Below are 19,139 nucleotides of genomic sequence, written 5' to 3'. Positions count from 1 at the left end.
CGAACGTGAGTGCCATTGGATTGGGGATGCCGTCCGCACCGGCGGCCGTCCTCGCGCCCCGCCGTAAGACGCGACAGCTCTTGGTAGGGAACGTGGGGGTGGGTAGTGACCACCCTATTTCGGTGCAGTCCATGACCACCACCAAGACCCATGACGTGAACTCGACGCTGCAGCAGATCGCGGAGTTGACCGCGTCCGGCTGTGACATCGTGCGGGTGGCGTGCCCACGCCAGGAGGATGCCGACGCGCTGGCGACGATCGCCAGGAAGTCGCAGATCCCGGTGATCGCCGATATCCACTTCCAGCCTCGCTACATCTTCGCCGCGATCGAGGCGGGGTGTGCGGCGGTGCGGGTGAACCCGGGCAACATCAAGGAATTCGACGGCCGGGTCAAGGAGGTCGCCAAGGCGGCCGGTGACGCGGGCATCCCGATCCGCATCGGCGTGAACGCGGGCTCGCTCGACAAGCGGATGATGGAGAAGTACGGCAAGGCCACCCCCGAGGCGCTGGTGGAGTCGGCGCTGTGGGAGGCGAGCCTGTTCGAGGAGCACGGCTTCGGCGACATCAAGATCTCGGTGAAGCACAACGATCCGGTGGTCATGGTGGAGGCGTACCGGCAGCTGGCCGCGCGCTGCGACTACCCGCTGCACCTGGGTGTGACCGAGGCCGGTCCCGCGTTCCAGGGCACCATCAAGTCCGCGGTGGCCTTCGGGGCGCTGCTCAGCGAGGGCATCGGCGACACCATCCGGGTCTCGCTGTCGGCGCCGCCGGCGGAGGAGATCAAGGTCGGCAGCCAGATCCTGCAGTCGCTGAATCTGCGTCCGCGCAAGCTCGAGATCGTGTCCTGTCCGTCCTGCGGCCGGGCCCAGGTCGACGTGTACACCCTGGCCAACGAGGTGACCGCCGGTCTGGAGGGCATGGAGGTCCCGCTGCGGGTCGCGGTGATGGGGTGCGTCGTCAACGGTCCGGGCGAGGCGCGGGAGGCCGATCTGGGGGTGGCCTCCGGCAACGGCAAGGGCCAGATCTTCGTGAAGGGCGAGGTCATCAAGACCGTGCCCGAGCACAAGATCGTGGAGACGCTCATCGAGGAGGCCATGCGTATCGCCGAGGAGATGGGCGAGGGCGCCGGCGGGGGCGAGCCGGTCGTCACGGTCGGGTAGGAGTGCTGTCGCCGGCGTCACCGATCAAACAGCAGCACGTTGCCCGGGAGCATGGCAGTCTGTGAACGTGCGGAGTGTGCTGGAGCCGGCTCGCCGGACGAGAATCTCCGGGGCGCGCCAGCTCGCCGATCGCGATCTGGATCAGGTGCTGCGCGTGCTGGACGCCGACCCGGTGGCGAGTTGCATGGTCGCCGCGCGTCTGCAGGAGTACGGTCTGGACGCCCGAGGCGGGCACGGCGAGCTGTGGAGCCGCGGTGGTCCCGCCGAATCGCTGTGTTTCTCCGGGGCGAATCTCGTTCCGCTGCGCGGTGGTCCCACCGATCTGCGGGCCTTCGCCGAGCGCGCGGTGCGCTGGCCGCGGGTGTGCTCGTCGGTGGTGGGCCGCCAGGAACTGACCCTGCCGCTGTGGGAGATGCTGGTCGACCAGTGGGGGCCCGCGCGGGATTTGCGGGCCGACCAGCCGCTGCTGGCGCTGGACGGGTCGCCGCGCGCGGTGCCGGATCGGCGGGTGCGCCGGGTCCGTCCCGACGAGCTGGATCGCTACCTGGTGGCCGCGGTCGCCATGTTCACCGAGGAGATCGGCGTCGATCCGCGCGCGGGCGACGGCGGGCGCAGCTATCGGCGGCGGGTGGCGAGCCTGATCCAATCCGGCCGCGCCTGGGCGCGTTTCGAGGACGGTCACGTCGTGTACAAGGCCGAGGTGGGCGCGATGTCGCGGCGCACCGGCCAGATCCAGGGCGTGTGGGTGCACCCGGACTGGCGCGGCCGCGGCGTCGGCACCGCGGGCACCGCGGCGGTGGCCGATACCGTGGTCTGCTCCGGCCGCACCGCGAGCCTGTACGTGAACTGCTACAACGCCGCCGCCCGCCGCGCCTACGCCAAGGTCGGCTTCCACCAGATCGCCACGTTCGCCACGGTTTTGGTGGACTGACGCCCGAGTGTCGGTGGTATTTGCCCTGAGGTGGCTGAGTACCATTTGCCTGTGGTCGACCGCATACCGCCCATGTTCAGGTCCCGGCGTGTACCACCTATGTTCAGGTCCCGGCGTGCTTTTGGCCGGGACCTACCGTGGGATTCCGGCCAAAAGCACGCCGGAATCAAGGGGTGTCGTCGGCGGGCCGGATTGTGTTCGGTACGTGGGCAATTGCTTGCCTGCGTGATCGTCGCCGTAGCGCTCGGTGCGAGTGGCTGCGGAGCCCACCCGCAAGGCCCCCTTCCTGCCGCGGACGAGTTCGTCGCGGCGTTCGCGCGGCACGATGCGCAGGCCGCGGCGCGGCTCACCACGCAGCCCGAAAAGGCCGCTGCCGCATTGAATTCGGCGTGGGACAAGCTACAGGCCGAGCAGCTGGCCGCGCATACCGGCACGGCGCGGGTCACCGGGGACACCGCGACCGTCGAGTACACCTATCAGTGGCGGCTGCCGAAGAATCGGGTGTGGACCTACGGCGGGCAGTTGCAGATGGGGCGCAGCGAGGGGCGCTGGCAGGTGCGCTGGGCGTCCTCGGACATCCACCCCAAGCTGGGCGATACCCAGTTCATGGAGCTGCGCGCCAATCCGGCCCCGCGCGCCCGCGTCAACGAGCGCTCCGGCAGCGATGTGCTGATTCCCGGTGTGGTGCACCGGATTTCGTTCACCTTCCACGCGGCTCCCGATCCGGGCTACGTCGCCGACGCGCTCGCCACCGCGCTGGGACCCTTCGACGACAAGCTGACCGCGGACTCGATCCTGGACGGCGCGCGCCAGGCGAACGGCGCGTATACCGTTGCGGTGCTGTCGGATCAGGACTACGGGCAGATCGGCGACGACCTGCTCGGCCTGCCGGGCGTGGTGACCGAGAAGGAATGGGACCTGGTGCCCACCGACCGCGGTTTCGCCCCGGATCTGCTGACCCAGGTGCGCAAGACCGTCATCGCCGAGGTGGACGGCAAGGCCGGGTGGAGCGTGGTCACGGTCAATGCCAACGGCGTCGACACCGATGTGCTGAAAGAGGTTGCCCCGCAACCGGCTCCGTCGTTCTCGCTGAGCATCGACCGCACCGTGCAGAACGCCGCGCAGCATGCCGTCGACGCCCGGCCGGAGCAGGCCGTGATGGTGGTGCTGCAACCGTCCACGGGCGCGGTGCTGGCGGTCGCGCAGAACCGGGCCGCCGACGCCGACGGTCCGGTGGCGACCTCCGGGCTGTATCCGCCGGGCTCGACGTTCAAGACGGTGACCGCGGCGGCGGTGCTGTCGGCCAAGCTGGCGACGCCGGACACCCTGGTCCCGTGCCCGAGCCGAATCGTCATCGGCCAGCGCACGATTCCGAATTACAACCTCTTCACGATCGGCGACGCGCCGATGATCGACGCCTACGCCCGGTCCTGCAACACCGCGTTCGCGAAGCTGGCCAGTCAGCTCGCTCCCGACGCGCTCACCCGAGCCGCCGCGGAACTGGGTGTGGGACCGGACTATGCGGTCGCCGGGCTGCCGACGGTGTCGGGGTCGGTGCCGCCCGCCGACGAACAGGTGCTGCGCACCGAGGACGGCATCGGGCAGGGCAAGGTGGTGGTGAGCCCGTTCGGCATGGCGCTGGTGGCCGCGACCGTGGCGCACGGCTCGGTGCCCACGCCCTACCTGATCTCCGGGCACGAGACGGTCGTGCACGGCGACCGCCCGGCGCTCGCGCCCGACGTGGTCGCCCAGCTGCGCCTGATGATGCGCAAGGTGGTGACCGCCGGGACGGCCGATCGGATCGCCGACCAGGGCGAGGTGTTCGGGAAGACGGGGGAGGCCGAGGTGGACGGCGGCTCGCACTCCTGGTTCATCGGCTACCGCGGCGATATGGCCTTCGCGACGCTGCTGGTGCGCGGCGGCAGCTCCGACAACGCCGTGGCGACGACCCGCGACATGCTGGCGTCCTTGCCGCCGGGCCCGGCGTGATTCCGGCATGTTCAGGATGTTTCGTCATTCCGGCATGTTTTGGCCGGAAAAACGGCGGCCGGATGTTACAGGGGCATCCGGCCGCCGGGTCGCGAAAACTGTGCTGGGGGCATGTCTATGGCGAGTGCACCTCCGTTCCGTGCGCGCACGTTCCGGGGGCGTGATCCACCGCGGTCCTGGCTCCGGCCGAGGCGTCACCCAGCAGCTCGACGGCGCCGGTACCGGCCAGAATCATGCCCGCGGTGATCAGGGTCAACGTCGAACGCTTCATAATCCGCTCCCTTGTGGGTGAGTGAGGTCGAAGAGCTCGAATCGGTGGTCGCCAGCTGTTCGCCGACTCGCAAACGGTAGAACGAGATTCGTTGTGCCGACAACCCCGGGCCCGGCCCGCCGGATGCGATCCCCAGGTCGTGGCGATGCCCGTTGTCGATCTGTTATGCGGCGGCGTTCTTCAGGCGCGATGCAGGCTGGCTGCCAGGTGATGCTGGGTGGGCAGGCCGACCGCGGCCATGCGCAGCGTGTAGTCGATGGTGTCACCGGACAAACGGAACGAACGCCCCAGGGCGGTGACCAGTTTGGCGGTGGTGGTGCGGCCGATGTGGGTGGAGTCCAACTCCAGGCTCAGATCGCCGTCGGTGACGGCGAGGGTGCCCTCGCAGATCTCGGTGATGCCGGTCGGATGCGCCAGGATCAGCTCGATGCGGTCGGGTCCCGCGCAGCGCAGGTAGCCGGTCTCGGCGTGCAGCGAGCGGCCGTCGCCCGCGTGGCGGGTGCGCTGACGATAGGTGAGGAACGGCCGACCGACGTGACCGAAGCGGATCTCCTCGTGGTAGTCGAACGAATCGATCGTCGGATATTCGCCGTGCCCGGAGCCGCGCCAGGTGCCCAGGAGCGGGGCCAGGTGAGCGATATCGGGGTGTGGAGCGACAGCGGGCTGCGGTTCTGACACGGCGGTCAGCATAGTGGCCGCGGTAGTTCCGGGTGGGCGGACGACGCGCCGGGTTCCCGCGAATAGGGGCCGGGGGGCTTGACGCTCCTGTGCGGCAATCCCGCTCGCGGCCGCGGGAGTCTGGTGAGATGGGGGCACCGTCCGGGCAGCACGCGGGAAGGATTCGATGCGGTGATCGTCGCTACGCGCCATACCCCCGACGTACGGCGGCACTGGCCGACGCAATGCTGGGTGCTGGCGCTTCGGCTGGTCCGGCCCTCGCTGCGCAACGGCGAGGTGGCGACCGCGCTGCTGGCGCCCACGGTGTTCACCGTCGGCTTCTACGTGCCGCTGAACCGGGTGATGACCTTCGCCGGGCACGGGCTGAGCAGCTACGCCCAGTATCTGATGCCGATGGTGGTCATGCAGGCGGTGTCGTTCTGCGCCACCACGGCCGCGTTCCGCGCGGCCGGGGACGCGCGCGACGGCCTCGACGCCCGGTTCGCGACGATGCCGATGCCGTCGGCGACGCCGCTGTTCGCGCGCACCGTGGCCGCGCTCTACCGGGTGGTGCTCGCCGCGGCGGCGGCGCTGGTGTGCGGCACCGTGATCGGCTTCCGGTTCTACGGAAGCCGGTGGCACACGGTGGCTTTCGCCGCGTTCGTGCTGCTGCTCGGGCTGGTGCTGAGCCTGATGGGGGATCTGCTGGGCACGCTGTCGCGGAGCCCGGAGGCCACCACGCAGGCGCTGGTGCTGCCGCAGCTGATCCTCGGCATGGTGTCCACCGGCTTCGCGCCGGTGCGCCAATTCCCGCACTGGGTGCAGGGTTTCGCGCGCGATCAGCCGGTGTCGCAGTTCGTCGGGACCATGCGAGTGCTGGCCGGTGACCGCGGCGGGCGCGCGGGACCGGTGACCTGGCCCGCGGTGGGGCCGGGGCTGGGCTGGGCGCTGGCCGGGCTGCTCGCGTTCGGCGGGGCGTCGGTGCTGGTGGCGGTGCGGAGGCAGCGATGACCGCCGCGGACCTTCCGATCGCGCCGCGCCGCACCGAGACCTGGCGGCGGATGCTGCCGCAGACCGTGATCCAGACCCGGCGGCTGCTGACCCGCTGGCGGCGCGACCCGGTGACCACCGCGCAGTCGCTGGGGTTCCCGGCGCTGCTGCTGATCGTGCTGAATACCGTTCTGGGGCGGCAGATCTCGATGTTCTCCGGGGCGGACGCGCTGTACGGGTCGGTGCCGATGGTGACGCTGGTGTCGGTGATGTCGGGGTCGGTGGCCGGGGCGGTGACGCTGGGCCGCGAGCGCGATGCCGGGCTGCTGGCCCGATTCTGGGTGCTGCCGGTGCATCGGGCGTCGGGTCCGCTGGCGCGGCTGGCCGCCGAGGCCGCGCGCATTCTGACCTGCACCGTGGTGCTTTTCGCGGTCGGGATCGCGCTGGGCTTCCGGTTCCGGCAGGGCCCGGCGGCCGCGGCGGCGACGCTGACGGTGCCGCTGCTGTACGGGCTCGCCTTCGCCGTGCTGGTCACCGCGGTCGCGGTCTGGACGCCGGGAGCCGCTCTGGTGGAGGTGATTTCGCTGGGCTCGTCGCTGCTGATGTTCTTCTCCACCGGCTTCGTCCCGCTGCCCGCCTATCCGGCCTGGGCGAAACCACTGGTGGCACACCAGCCCATGTCGTACGCGATCGACGCCATGCGCGGATTGTCGCTGGGCGGCCCGGTGCGGGGTCCGCTGCTGGCGACGGTGTGCTGGTCCGTGGCGGTCACGGTGGTGTGCGCGGTGCCCGCGTTGGTAGGGTATCGGCGGGCCAGTCGGAGATGATCCCGGCCAAAAGCATGCCGGGACCATGAGTATCACCGCATGCCGGGGGCCATGAGTATCACCGCACGCCGGAATCATGAGTATCACTGTGATCCCGGCGTGCTTTTGGCCGGGGTCATCGAAGTCGGTCGGCGGCCTCGGAGATCAGGGTGGTGGAGTCGCGAGGGCTGAGGGCCATGGCGCGGAGTTGGTCGAACATGACGCCGAAGCGGCGGATTTCGTTGTGGCCCTCGACGATATCGTCGCCCGCGATGCCCTCGACGTACACCAGTTCGGGGTCGGCGGGGTCGGGGAAGTCCAGCACCACGAACGAGCCGACCATGGCCGGATGCGCGCCCGCGTCGAAGGGCAGCACCTGCAGGATCACATTGCGTTTGTCGGATTCCTCGGTGAGCCGTAACAGCTGCTCGCGCATGACATCCGGGCCGCCCACCACCCGCTGGATGGCCGCCTCGTCCAGCACCACCCATAGCTCGAGCGGGTTGCCGTCGTCGCGGCTGAGCACCTTCGCGCGCTCGAAGCGGGCACGTAGTCGCTGCTCGATGACCGAGGTCTCCACCTTGGGCATGGCCGTGTCGAGCACCGCCCACGCGTAACGCTCGGTCTGCAACAGGCCGGGGACGAACGAGGTCTGGAACAGCCGGGCCGACAGCGCCTCGGTCTCGAAGTTGATGTAGGCCGCGTACACCTCCGACACCGCCGCCTCGAACGGCCGCGACATGCCCGGCTTCTGCGCCTCCTGGAGCAGTTGCAATGCGTCGGTGCGCTGATCGCCGTCGACGCCGTACAGGTCGAGCATCGCCATCAGCGTGCGGCGTTGCGGGCGGGCCTGCGCGGTCTCGATCCGGTACAGCGTGGTGACATTGATGCCGGTGCGGGCGCTCACCACTTCCTTGCTGAGCCCGGCGTGTTCCCTCATCTCGAACAGCAGCGCTGCCAGCCGTCGCAACTGGACGGTGAGCACGGTGCGCTTGCCTGCCATGGCGCGCGACCCCCTCGGTGCACTCCGGAAGAACGCATTCTCACGCTCCGACACGGGTAAGAGTGGACCGAGCATACCGCTTCGTACGCTCCGCGATAGCAATAGGTTCGATTCCGCGCGATAAATCAGGCGTCCGGGAAAGGAAGATCCGGGAGCGCGGTTTTGTACAGCCATTGCTCCCACAGCGGGCGGAACGACGTTTCGCTGAATCGCTCCGCGAGTGCCGCGAATTCCGTGGTGTCGACGGTGGCGTGCCGGTGGCGGGCGGTCCAATTCCGGAGGAGAGTGAAGAATTTCGGATCGCCGAGATACCGGCGGAGCGCGTGCAGGGTGAGCGCGCCGCGCTTGTAGACCCGGTCGTCGAACATGGCGCCCGGTCCCGGGTCGCCGATCACGATGTCCTGCGGTGCGCGCGACAGGTGCTGCCAGGCCGCGCGGGCCAGGGCGTCGGCGCTCGGGCCGCCCGCCGCCTCCGACCAGATCCACTCGGCATAGCAGGCGAAACCCTCGTGCAGCCAGATGTCGCGCCAGCGCCGCACCGTCAGGCTGTTGCCGAACCACTGGTGCGCGAGCTCATGTGCGATCAGTCGCTCCGAACCGCGTTCGCCGTCACAGTGATTGGCACCGAAGATCGACAATCCCTGTGCCTCCAGCGGGATTTCGAGCTCGTCGTCGGTCACCACCACCGTGTAGCCCTCGAACGGGTACGGACCGAACCGGCGCTGGAATTCCGCCATCATGAGCGGCTGCCGCGCGAAGTCGTGCTCGAACCGGGGCAGCAGCTTCGGGGGCAGGATCGCCTGCATCGGCGGCTCGCCGCTCGCGGCCGGGTGGATGCGGTAATTCCGGTACGGCCCGATCTGCACGGTCGCCAGATAGCTGGACATCGGCTCGGGCTGCTCGTACACCCAGGTGGTCTGGCTGGCCTTGACCCGCTTGTGCGTCAGAACACCGTTGGCGACAACGTAATACGGGGAATCGGCGGTGACCGAGATGCGGTAGCTCGCCTTCGCGCCGGGATGATCGTCGCACGGAAACCACGACGCCGCCCCGTTCGGCTGGCCCGACACCAGCACCCCGTCGCTCAGCTCCTCCCAGCCCACCTCGCCCCAGGGGCCGTGCACGGGCCTGGGTGTGCCCCGGTAGTGGACATCGATGGTGAGCGCTCCGCCCGCCGGAATCTGCTGCGCCGGAGCGAAGGTCAGCTTCCCGCGCTGATGGGTGTACTTGGCCGCCTTCGAGCCGTTGACGAAAAGCTTTGTGACGGTGAGCGATTGGGCCAGATCGAGGGAGAACCGGGGCCGCGCCCGCGTGGTCGCCGCGGTGATGACCGCGCGGCCCGCCAGCCGGTTGCTCGCGACCTTGTAGACCAGATCCAGCTCGTAGCGCGACACCCGATAGCCGCGATTGCCGTTGTGCGGCAGATAGTCATCGATCGGTTCGTCGGTGAGCTCGCCCGCCATCAGCCGCGCGCCTTCGCGTCCGGCCACGGCGCGATCGGGTTGCCCCACCAGCGCGTCGAGGGCGGCACCGTGTCGCCGCGCATCACCAGCGACGCCGGTCCGACCGTCGCGCCCGCGCCGATGCGCGCCGCGGGCAGCGCCACGCAGTGCGGGCCCAGCGTCGCTCCCGCATCGAGTATCACCGTATCCATGGCCATGATCCGATCATGGAACAGGTGGGTCTGCACGACACAGCCGCGTTCCACGGTCGCGCCGTCGCCGAGGGTCACCAGATCGGCCTCCGGCAGCCAGTACGACTCGCACCACACGCCACGCCCGATCCGCGCCCCCAGCCCGCGCAGCCAGATGTTCATCACCGCGGTACCGGTCGCGGCGCGCGCGAACCACGGCGCCGCAACGGTTTCCACGAAGGCGTCGGAGACCTCGTTGCGCCACACGAACGAACTCCACAGCGGATGCTCGACCTTCTCGATCCGCCCCACCATCAGCCACTTCGCCACCACCGCGCAGACACCGGCCAGCCCGCCCGCGACCAGCAGCACCACCCCGGACAGCAGCGCCGCGAACCAGTACCCGGTGTCCTCGGCCAGCCACGCCAGCGCGAACAGCACGCCCAGGCCGATGCCGAAGGTCACCATCACCGGAATCAGCCGGCAGGTCTCGACGATGGCGCGGGCCAGCTTCAGCCGCACCGGCGGATCGAAGGTGCGCGCGGTATCGGAGTCACCGGCCTTGCGCCGCAACCGAACCGGCGGACTGCCCAGCCACGACGACCCCGCCTTCGCCTTCTCCGGCGCGGCCGACAGCACCGCCACCAGGCCGTTCTTCGGCACCCGGCGGCCGGGCGCGGTCATCCCCGAATTGCCGAGGAACGCCCGCTTGCCGACCTTCGCCTCGCCGATCCGCAGCCAGCCGCCGCCGAGCTCGTAACTGGCGATCATGGTGTCGTCGGCCAGGAACGCGCCGTCGGCGACGACGGTGAACTTCGGCAGCAGCAGCACCGTCGAGGCCTCCACGCCCTTGCCGATCCGCGCGCCCAGCAGCCGCAGCCACAGCGGCGTGAGCAGGCTCGCGTACAGCGGAAACAGGAAGGTGCGCGCCGAATCCATCAGCCGCTCGGTGGCCCACGCCTGCCAGCCCGCCCGGCTGCGCACCGGATGGAACCCCGCGGTCAGGCCGATGCTCAGCAACCGGATGGCCACCACCGTCAGCACCGCGAACACCGCCAGGCTCAGCACGGTGGCGACCGGCAGGATCGCGAACGCGTGCCCGAGCGCGGCGGGCAGCGTCCGATCGGCGCGCACCCACCACGCGATGAGCGCGCCGCCCGCGGCCAGGCCCAGGATCGGCATGGCGGCCAGGGCGATCGACGTCAGCCCGAAGATCACCACCCAGTGCCCCGCGCGCGGCGGCGCCGCCGGGGGCCACGGATGTTCGGCCCTACCCACCTTCACCGCGGGCGACCCGGCCCACTCCTGGCCCGCCTTCACCTTGCCGAATACCGCCGAACCCGGTGCGACAACGGCATTCTTGCCCACCACCGCGCCGGGCAACAGCGTGGAGCGCGAGCCGACGACCGCGCCCGCGCCGATCCGGACGGCGCCGATGCGCACCACGTCGCCATCGATCCAGTAGCCCGCGAGGTCGACCTCCGGTTCGATGCTGCAACCGTCGCCGAGCTCGAGCATTCCGGTCACCGGCGGCAGCGTGTGCAGGTCCACCCCCTTGCCGATCTTGGCGCCCAGCGCCCGCGCGAACGGCACCATCCATGGTGCGCCGGAAAGGTTTTCGGCGCCGCTGGCCTCCGACAGTCGCACCGCCGCCCACAGCCGCAGATGCACCGAGCCGCCGCGCGGATAGCTGCCCGGCCGCACGCCGCGCAGCAGCAGCCGGGCCCCGGCGACGCACAGCGCCATCCGCCCGGGCGGCGAGATGAACAACACGAATCCCAGCAGCGCCCACCACCACGACAGCCCCGGAATCCACGGCAGCGCACCGGACCAGCGCGCGATATCGGTGACGATGCCCAGCCAGGTCAGCCACTGCAGCCCGGTCAGCGTGGTGAGCGGCACCAGCGCCAGCACCTGCGCCCACTGCGCGCGCCGCGGCGTCGGGGCGACCAGGCGCGGTTCCGCGGTGGCGACCGGGGCGGCCGCCTCCAGGAATTCGACCAGCGCGCCCAGGCGCGGCCGGTCGTACAGGTCCGCGACGGTGACGTGCGGGAAGCGTTCGCGCAGCGCGGTCACCAGCTGGGCGGCGGCCAGCGATCCGCCGCCGAGGTCGAAGAAGTCCGCGTCCGGCCCCGAAACATCCGCTCCGAGAATCGAAGTCAACAGTCCGGCGACCCAGCCCGCGGTGCCGGTCAGCCCGTGGCTCGGCTCGGGCTCCGCGCCGGGCGGCGGCCAGGGCAGCGCGTCGCGGTCGACCTTTCCCGATGTGCGCGTGGGTAATTCGTCCAGCAGCGCCAGGCGCGGCACCAGCGGCGCGGGCAGCCGCTCGGCCAGCAGGGCGCGGGCGTGCTGCAGATCGAAATCCGGTTCCGCGCTCGCCAGGTAGCCGACCAGAATCTTGTTGCCCGCCCGCGTGGTTCGCACGGCCGCCGCCGCGGCGGTGACACCGGGCAACTGTTGCAGCGCGTTGTCGAGCTCGCCGAGTTCGATGCGGCGGCCGCCGATCTTGACCTGATCGTCGGCGCGGCCGAGGAAGATCAGGCCCGCGCCCTCGTTGCGCACCAGATCGCCGCTGCGGTAGGCGCGTTCCCAGCCCAGCGACGGCATCGGCGCGTACTTCTCGGCGTCCTTGGCGGGATCCAGGTAGCGCGCCAGGCCGACGCCGCCGATCACCAGTTCCCCGGAATCGCCCTCGCCCACCGGATTTCCCGCGCCGTCAACCACCGCCAGGTCCCAGCCGTCCAGCGGCAGCCCGATGCGCACCGGGCCCCGACCGGTCAGCTCGGCCGCGCAGGCGACCACGGTGGCCTCGGTGGGGCCGTAGGTGTTCCACACCTCGCGCCCGCCGGTCCCGGCGAGGCGTTCGGCGAGTTCGGGCGGCACGGCCTCGCCGCCGAAGATGAGCAGCCGCACCGCCTCCAGCGCCTCCGCGGGCCACATCGCGGCCAGCGTCGGAACGGTGGAGACGATGCTGATCTCGCGGCGCATCAGCCACGGGCCCAGATCCATGCCGCTGCGCACCAGCGACCGCGGGGCAGGCACCAGGCACGCGCCGTGCCGCCACGCCAGCCACATCTCCTCGCAGGAGGCGTCGAAAGCGACGGAGAGCCCGGCCAGTATGCGATCGCCGGGGCCGATCGGCTTGTCCCGCAGGAACATTCGTGCCTCGGCGTCCACGAACGCGGCCGCGTTGCGGTGGGTTACCGCCACGCCCTTCGGGGTTCCGGTCGATCCGGAGGTGAAGATGATCCAGGCGTCGTCTCCGGGGGCCGGGGGTGCGGTGAAATCCGCACGGGCGGGGGCGTTCTCGGTGCGCTGGGCGGCGATACCGTCGGCGGTGACGATCGCGGTCACCGCGGCCTCGCCGAAGACCAGGCGGGCGCGCTCGTCGGGATCGTCGGCGTCCACCGGGACATAGGCGGCCCCGGCGTGCAGCACGGCCAGGATGGTGACATACAACTCACCGGTCGCCGACGGAATGCGCACACCGACCCGATCGCCCGCGCGCACCCCCGCGGCATGCAGTCGATCCACGGTCTCATCGATCTCGGCGAGCAGTTCGGCATAGCTGAGGACGTCCGCGCCGTCATCGATCGCGGGTTCGTCCGGATGCTCCCGGGCCGTCTCGGCGAGGATGTCGACCAGCGTGCGCGGCGGGGCGGCGTCGCGCGCCCGCAGTAACGGCGACGGCGTCGACACCCCCGACAGCTCCGAACCCACCGTCACGTCCCGTCCGCCTTCCCTTGGCCCCACACCTGTGGTCTTCAGTCCTACCGCGCCGGGGTTACCGAGGGGCAAATGCGGCATGGCCCCCACCCCCGGACCCGCGACCACCTACGAGCCTCGGCGGTAGGAACTACTCGGCTGGTGAGTATAAGCGCTGGTTCCTCGGCTATCCGCGCCGCGATGGGCCTTTGCTTGCGGGGGCAGGCTATCCGGTGTACCCGGTCAGTTTGTAAACCGTTGCGTTGCCGACCTGCTGGGGAGGTAGTCACGGTGCCCCGCCGCACTCCGGAGCCGCTACGCCTGTCCGAGTTCTCGGTCGAGTTCGGCGGTGGGTTTCGCGCACGGGCCCTGATGCGGTGGTGGGTCGTTGCGGGTGAACAGTTGCACGATGATCTGGCTGAGTGTTTGGGACAGGTTCTCGATCTGGTCGGCCACCGCCGCCCGGTCGGCGGGCGTGGGGGCCAGCAGCAGCTGTTCGGCTGCGCGCCATGCGTATTCACGCCAGGCCTGAATGACTTGGGTGAAGGACATGTAGACCATCGGTTCGAGATTCGCGCCCGCGCGCATGGTCGGATCGGCGTCTTCGTACATGCCGGTCAGGGCGGTGAGGACCTGGTGCTGATATTCGGTCAGCATCTGGCTGGCCCGTTCGTGGTCGCGTTTGCGGCTGGTGCCGTCGGGCGCGGTCACGCCGATGTCGGCGATGACGAACGGCAGATCCCGGGTGATGTGGGCGTTGTATCCCAGGACCGCGTCGGCCAGCACCGTCACCGAATGGGTGTCGGCGGCCTGGAACGCCTGCCGCCACGCGCCGGGGACCGCGTCGCGCCGCCCGTGGTAGTAGTCGTCGAGAGCTCGGAAATAGTAGTCGGCGAACTGGAGATCCCAATTGCGGAGGAAGGCAGGATCTTCGAACTCGCCCGGACTGCCGGTGATGTTCTTGGTGGCCCGGGTCGCCGTCAGATACGACAGCAACATCGGGGCATTATCGGAACAGGCGTCGATCATTTCCCGCCCCCGACGCTGCATTTCCTGAATGACATGGGTAATGCATTCGGGTCCCCCGCTGGGGCACGGCGTGGCCTGCGGGGTGTGTGGTACGGGAAGGGGCGGCAGCTGGCGAGCCCACGGAATGTAGCGCCCGTCCGGCCCGAACAGCTGGCGCGTGATCTCGGCCAATGCCTGGATCGGCGGCAACCCGGCGACTGTCTGCAAGAGCCCGGAACCGACGGAATTCTGCGGCTGCGCCGGAGGTTGCGCGACCGCGACGGGATTGCCGAGCGTAACGAGTGCCAGAACTACGACCAGAGCGCCCATGGCTGTTCGCATACACGCATTCTTCGACCGCACTCGCCGGACGCCGCGGTATACGGTGTACTTCCGATCCCCGGACCGTCCTTGACGGGCGCAGCAAAGTCTCGGGAATCCGACCGTCAGCGGATCGTTTCCGCGGCGGAGAATCCTGCGTGCGGCGTGTCGCGCCGCCATCGGCGACGGCCTGATTCCCGAACCGCTGCGCCGAACGCACGACACCGACACTGCGGCAAGGATTCCGCTACGCCTGCGGTGACACGCTGCCGTGCTCGATGTCGGCACGGTGTCGACGACACCGCCCCGGGCGCGAAAGTGGTGGTGCCGATTCCGGGTGGAAAAGCCGGGCGCGGACGGGTGTGCAGGAATAGGGTGGTGGCGTACTGGTCGTAACGTTTGGCGAGTCGCCGCGGGTCGGCGGCTCGCGTGGTGATCGGCACCTCGTGCGCGGCCACCGCGAGGAGAGGCGCTTCATGTCAGACAGCCGTGGCCGGGCGGGGTCGCGCTTACCGACCACCATCGATATCACCACGGCGCACGAGGCGCGCTTTTACGATTACTGGCTCGGCGGCGTGGACAACTACCCGGCCGATCGCCGGCTCGGCGACGAGATCGCCGCGCACATCCCCGGTATTCGGTCCATGGCACGCACCAATCGCGCCTTCCTCGGCCGCGCCGTGCACTATGCGACCACCGAGCTGGGCATCACCCAGTTCCTCGATATCGGTACCGGCCTGCCGACCGCGCGCAATGTGCACGAGGTGGCCCAGGACGTCGACCCGACGGCCCGCATCGTCTACGTGGACAAGGACCCGCTCGTCCTCGCCCACGCCCGCGCCCTGATGGCGAGCACCCCGCAGGGTCGGACCGCGTTCATCCACGCCGATCTGCACGACCCCGAATCGATCCTGACCGACCCGATCCTCACCGACACCCTCGACCTCGGCCGTCCCGTCGCCATCATGCTCGTGGCCATCATGATGTACTTCCGCGACGCCGACGACCCGCACGGCATCATCGCGCGACTGCTTAACGCGGTGCCCTCCGGCAGCACCCTGACCATCAGCCACCCGACCCAGGATTTCGATCTACAGGGCGCGACGCAGGCGGCGCGAGCCTGCGAGCATGCCGGTATCACAATGGTGCCGCGCACCCGCGCCGAGATCGAAAGCCTGTTCACCGGAACCGAAATCGTGGAGCCGGGCGTGGTCACGCTGGAGAACTGGCGCCCAGAGCTCGCCGAAGCACCCATCTTCGATGTCGAGCCACACATCGGACCCGCCTGGGCCTGGGCCGGGGTGGGCCGCAAGCCCTGACCGGATGTGGCGGAATTCCGGTACAGGTCGGCAGATTATCGGAAGCGTGACAGCTCCCGAGAAGTTGATCATTAACGAGTGTTGGTGACCCGTGGCCCCGCCGATCGGCAAAAGCCCACTGCCGGAACGGCTCTGGCGATCCCGCCGCTGGCGGAGTTGCGGGAGCGGCGGAGCGCGAAATGGCGAACCTTCGCGGTGGATGTACTGCCGCTTCTGATGGCCGAAATGGATTTGCCGTTGGCGGAGCCAGTGGTGCGGGAGGCGGTCGAGCGGTCCGATACCGGTTATGCGGCACCGACTTTCGACCTCGCGGACACGGTTCGCGGGTATGCCGAGCGGGCGTGGGGCTGGCGGATCTATGCCGGGCAGATGCGCATGTTCGCCACAGATCCTGACCGAGGCCGTGCACCGCATTGCCGCCGCCCGCTGACCCGACAACGACCGACCATCGACCCCGAACAGGAGACATGATGACCTCACACAACGACCGGATTCGTGAGCAGTTCCGGTTGCAGGCACCGACTTTCGAGAATGCCGGGTTCTCCAACCGCGGACTGGCCTGGATTGTGGAGCAGGTGGCACCGCGTCGCGAAGATATGGTGCTGGATGTTGCTGCCGGTGCCGGACATCTGGGTCGTGCTCTGGCACCGCTGGTTTCGCACGTCAGCGCCATCGACTTGACTCCCGAGATGCTCGTCCAGGGCCGCCGGTTGGCCGACGAATCCGGCCTGCGCAACATCGCGTTCTGCGTGGGTGACGCCGTGCGGCTGCCGTGGCTGGATCGGCAGTTCGATCTGGTGGTGTGCCGTCTGGCCTTGCATCAGGTCGCCGATCCCGCGGCGGCGGTGCGTGAGATGGTGCGGGTGACCCGGCCGGACGGGCGGATCGGCATCACCGACATGTTCGTTCCCGCAGCGGAATTGGCGGACGAGACCAACCGCCTCGAGCGGCTGCGCGACCCCAGCCACAACCGCACCCTGGCCCGCGAGGAGATCCTGGCCATGGTCGAAACCGCTGGCGCGGAAGTGGTTTCCGAGGCATTCGAGGATTTCGGTCTCGGCCTCGACGACTGGCTCGACCGCACCCAGACACCGGACGATGCACGCGCGCAGATCCTTTCGCGATTCGCCGAAGAACTCGACGGCGGCCCGGCCACCGGATTGGCACCGTCGCGTACCCCCGACGGCAAGATTCGTTTCATCCACCCGTGGATCACCGTCACGGCCACGCCGCATCCGGGGGTGCGGTAGAGCCGGTGTCTCGGCGGTTGGTCGAGCTCGGTCATGTGATTCGCGACGGCATGATCACCTACCCGGGCATACCGGGGCCGACGATCCCAGCGTCCGGCACTGGTCGGTATCGACTCGCTCAATATCGACGGCACTCGTCCCGCGCATACCGCGCCGCTGGCCGCGGGCATCCCGATCGTGGAGCACCTGTGTGGGTTGAATCGGTTGCCGCCGAACGGGTTCCGCTTTCATGCCGCCCCGCTGGCCGTGGCCGGAATGGGCGCCGGGAAGACCGCGCCCTGCGGATCGCCGTCGCGGACGCCGAACCGCGACCGGTCCCGCGCCACTCCCCGCCCCCCAGCGGTGGCGCAACCGGTCTCGCCGACGGGGGACCTCAGGCCGGTGGTGGTGGGGCGTCCGATGGCTCGGACGAGTAGCGCGGAAGGTGCTTGCCGAGGATGTCGGCCAGCTCCTGGGCTCGCAGGACCAGGTCTTCCCGGTAGGTGATGATGTTGTTCCAGTACAGGCAGAGGGTGCCGCGCCGGGTGCCGCCGGTGCACACCGGCAGGCCCATCCAGCTGCGGAAGCCTTCGGAGACAACGAGGTCGGCCACGGATCGGAAGAGCGGATCGGTTCGGGCGTCGGCCACGAAGACGTGCTGGTTGTGCTTGATTACATTGGGGAGGACGATCCCCTCGGCCTGACCTTTGAGGCAAATTTCTTCGACGTAGCGAGAGGAGAGACCCCGCCAGCGCATGGTGGGCGGCCACGGGGACAGCGCCGAATCGGCGGGCCCGATGTTCCCGTCGGCCACGTGGACTCGGTCGGCGCCCAGCGACGCGGTGGCCACATCGCAGGCGAGGTCGAGCAGTTCCGCGGTTGATCGTCTCGACGACGTGCGTCGAGACCGACTCCTGGATTCCAGGTCCCTGCTCGACGTGGCGCACGTAGAACTCGAGCGCATCGCTGTCGGAGTCGAACGACGCCGCGACGATCAGTTCGTAGCCGCCTGTGGTCAGGTGGACCTCATCCACCTCGGGCATCGACGCCAGGCGATCGGCGACGACGAACCGCTGCCCCGACTCGACCCGCAGCATCGTTGCAAGACGACGAGTTCGGCGAGATCGTCCGCGGTGAAGGTGGTCAGTGTGGAGTCGGGGAGCACGTTCGACAGGGCGTCGCGGGGTACCAGCTCTCGTGCAATAGAATTCATGAATCTCTTTCTCGATGATCGGAATCGCGCTCGCGCGCTGTGCAGTACAGTCCCTGCCGCTGCGGCACAGTCAAGTCGGACGATGCGGCACACAGGATCGGTCGGCACAACGTCTCCCATAGATCGAGCAAGCACTCGGGTTGGCTTGGTTTCGGCGACAGTCCGACTTACGGCGGTTTGTCGTGATCGGTTGTGGGTCAACGGTCATGGTGGCGGGTAGAGGCGGATCCCGACGGCGGGGCTCAGCCTCAACCTGCCGCCGTCAGCGCCCTCCATGCCTTTCTGGAACGCGAGTGGGCCTGCGGAGCGGCGTATTCGATTCGCCGACGCGCCTCGGAGGCACTGATCCGCAGTAGATCACTCAACAGCTCCGCTGTGTCGCGGTAACCGGTGTCGGCGGCGAGACCACGGCGCTCGGCCTCGGCGACGGCCGCGACCATGGCCGCCCCCAGCCGACGCCGACGGCGTTCGGTCTCGACGAGCGTGCGCAACAAATCGACATCGGCCAGTTCCGACCATTCCCGCGCCGGAGCCTCCGGTGCCACTGCAGTCGAATGTGTGTTCACGCGCACCAGCTTACCGCACCGCTAGAACATATGTTCGATCATCGCCGAGTGCAGTCGGTCGTCCCAGGGTGTTGCCGTGTCGCGGCCGGTGAGCGGGATTCGTGGGATGCCGGACGACACAGCCCGGATGTAGTCGGTGGCACCGCCATCCGGTCCCTCCGAACTTCCTACTGGCACAGTGACTATCACCATAGACTCGGGTACCGACAGCGAATCGTTTCGCGCCGGAGGCGTTGTGACAGCACAGGGCGGCGAGACGTCGGCGGCATGGGCAGGATTGCGGGCGACGAGTATCTGAATGTCGATATGTGGACGCCGGGTTCGGTGGTGTCGTAGCC

The 19,139-nt window shown here is 69.2% G+C and carries 16 protein-coding genes and 1 pseudogene; 8 read left to right on the top strand and 9 right to left on the bottom strand.

The window, feature by feature from the left end:
- Positions 1–26 precede the first annotated feature (26 nt).
- The 3 genes from ispG to HPY32_RS43250 all read left to right on the top strand — a co-directional run bounded on the left by ispG (position 27) and on the right by HPY32_RS43250 (position 4,080).
- Positions 27–1,160, top strand: a complete 1,134-nt coding sequence (gene ispG, locus HPY32_RS43260; protein ID WP_067586022.1) for a flavodoxin-dependent (E)-4-hydroxy-3-methylbut-2-enyl-diphosphate synthase — start codon at positions 27–29, stop codon at positions 1,158–1,160.
- A 67-nt stretch (positions 1,161–1,227) separates the two neighbouring features.
- Positions 1,228–2,091, top strand: coding sequence for a GNAT family N-acetyltransferase (locus tag HPY32_RS43255; protein WP_309247587.1), 864 nt, complete (start codon positions 1,228–1,230; stop codon positions 2,089–2,091).
- 225 nt (positions 2,092–2,316) lie between these two features.
- Positions 2,317–4,080 (top strand): penicillin-binding transpeptidase domain-containing protein, encoded by a 1,764-nt coding sequence (locus HPY32_RS43250; protein WP_231951583.1) that lies wholly within the window; start codon positions 2,317–2,319, stop codon positions 4,078–4,080.
- A gap of 115 nt (positions 4,081–4,195) precedes the next feature.
- On the opposite strand, the gene HPY32_RS43245 is transcribed toward HPY32_RS43250, so the two are convergent.
- Together HPY32_RS43245 and HPY32_RS43240 are read right to left on the bottom strand one after the other, a co-directional pair.
- The gene (locus tag HPY32_RS43245; protein WP_156674365.1) at positions 4,196–4,351 is read right to left on the bottom strand and encodes a hypothetical protein; all 156 of its coding nucleotides are present in this window, start codon (positions 4,349–4,351) and stop codon (positions 4,196–4,198) included.
- Positions 4,352–4,531: 180 nt separating this feature from the next.
- Positions 4,532–5,041, bottom strand: a complete 510-nt coding sequence (locus HPY32_RS43240; RefSeq protein WP_067586024.1) for a peroxynitrite isomerase — start codon at positions 5,039–5,041, stop codon at positions 4,532–4,534.
- A gap of 159 nt (positions 5,042–5,200) precedes the next feature.
- Between HPY32_RS43240 and HPY32_RS43235 the strand changes: the two genes are divergently transcribed.
- Complete coding sequence (locus tag HPY32_RS43235) at positions 5,201–6,019, top strand: ABC transporter permease (RefSeq protein ID WP_231951584.1); 819 nt, start codon at positions 5,201–5,203, stop codon at positions 6,017–6,019.
- Positions 6,016–6,825, top strand: coding sequence for an ABC transporter permease (locus tag HPY32_RS43230; RefSeq protein ID WP_067586027.1), 810 nt, complete (start codon positions 6,016–6,018; stop codon positions 6,823–6,825). The genes HPY32_RS43235 and HPY32_RS43230 overlap by 4 nt, the downstream gene beginning before the upstream one ends.
- 115 nt (positions 6,826–6,940) lie before the next feature.
- On the opposite strand, the gene HPY32_RS43225 is transcribed toward HPY32_RS43230, so the two are convergent.
- The 4 genes from HPY32_RS43225 to HPY32_RS43210 form a co-directional block, all read right to left on the bottom strand.
- Positions 6,941–7,807, bottom strand: coding sequence for a helix-turn-helix domain-containing protein (locus HPY32_RS43225; protein ID WP_067586030.1), 867 nt, complete (start codon positions 7,805–7,807; stop codon positions 6,941–6,943).
- 125 nt (positions 7,808–7,932) lie between these two features.
- Complete coding sequence (locus HPY32_RS43220) at positions 7,933–9,270, bottom strand: M1 family metallopeptidase (RefSeq protein WP_067595496.1); 1,338 nt, start codon at positions 9,268–9,270, stop codon at positions 7,933–7,935.
- On the bottom strand, positions 9,270–13,166 hold the full coding sequence (locus HPY32_RS43215) for a Pls/PosA family non-ribosomal peptide synthetase (RefSeq protein WP_067586033.1): 3,897 nt from the start codon (positions 13,164–13,166) through the stop codon (positions 9,270–9,272). The genes HPY32_RS43220 and HPY32_RS43215 overlap by 1 nt, the downstream gene beginning before the upstream one ends.
- A 294-nt stretch (positions 13,167–13,460) precedes the next feature.
- Positions 13,461–14,495 (bottom strand): DUF5995 family protein, encoded by a 1,035-nt coding sequence (locus HPY32_RS43210; RefSeq protein ID WP_156674366.1) that lies wholly within the window; start codon positions 14,493–14,495, stop codon positions 13,461–13,463.
- Between the two features lie 455 nt (positions 14,496–14,950).
- Between HPY32_RS43210 and HPY32_RS43205 the strand changes: the two genes are divergently transcribed.
- The 3 genes from HPY32_RS43205 (at position 14,951) to HPY32_RS43195 (ending at position 17,043) form a co-directional block, all read left to right on the top strand.
- Positions 14,951–15,793, top strand: coding sequence for an SAM-dependent methyltransferase (locus HPY32_RS43205; RefSeq protein ID WP_067595498.1), 843 nt, complete (start codon positions 14,951–14,953; stop codon positions 15,791–15,793).
- Positions 15,794–15,877: 84 nt separating this feature from the next.
- Positions 15,878–16,264, top strand: a complete 387-nt coding sequence (locus HPY32_RS44270; RefSeq protein WP_197696460.1) for a hypothetical protein — start codon at positions 15,878–15,880, stop codon at positions 16,262–16,264.
- Entirely contained in the window at positions 16,261–17,043 is a 783-nt protein-coding gene (locus tag HPY32_RS43195; RefSeq protein WP_067586042.1) for a class I SAM-dependent methyltransferase, read from the top strand. The genes HPY32_RS44270 and HPY32_RS43195 overlap by 4 nt, the downstream gene beginning before the upstream one ends.
- A gap of 373 nt (positions 17,044–17,416) precedes the next feature.
- Here HPY32_RS43195 and HPY32_RS43190 read toward each other — a convergent pair whose 3' ends face one another.
- The 3 genes and pseudogenes from HPY32_RS43190 to HPY32_RS45515 form a co-directional block, all read right to left on the bottom strand.
- Positions 17,417–17,986 (bottom strand): GAF domain-containing protein, encoded by a 570-nt coding sequence (locus HPY32_RS43190; RefSeq protein ID WP_082871215.1) that lies wholly within the window; start codon positions 17,984–17,986, stop codon positions 17,417–17,419.
- Positions 17,904–18,119 (bottom strand): annotated as a pseudogene (locus HPY32_RS46985) (Lrp/AsnC ligand binding domain-containing protein); the annotation flags it as partial. The gene HPY32_RS43190 and the pseudogene HPY32_RS46985, both read right to left, overlap by 83 nt.
- 364 nt (positions 18,120–18,483) lie before the next feature.
- The gene (locus HPY32_RS45515) at positions 18,484–18,801 is read right to left on the bottom strand and encodes a DUF222 domain-containing protein (protein ID WP_231951585.1); all 318 of its coding nucleotides are present in this window, start codon (positions 18,799–18,801) and stop codon (positions 18,484–18,486) included.
- Positions 18,802–19,139 lie beyond the last annotated feature (338 nt).

It is taken from the genome of Nocardia terpenica (assembly GCF_013186535.1).
In the GTDB taxonomy this organism is placed as follows: domain Bacteria; phylum Actinomycetota; class Actinomycetes; order Mycobacteriales; family Mycobacteriaceae; genus Nocardia; species Nocardia terpenica.
This window is presented reverse-complemented; position numbering and strand designations above follow the sequence as displayed.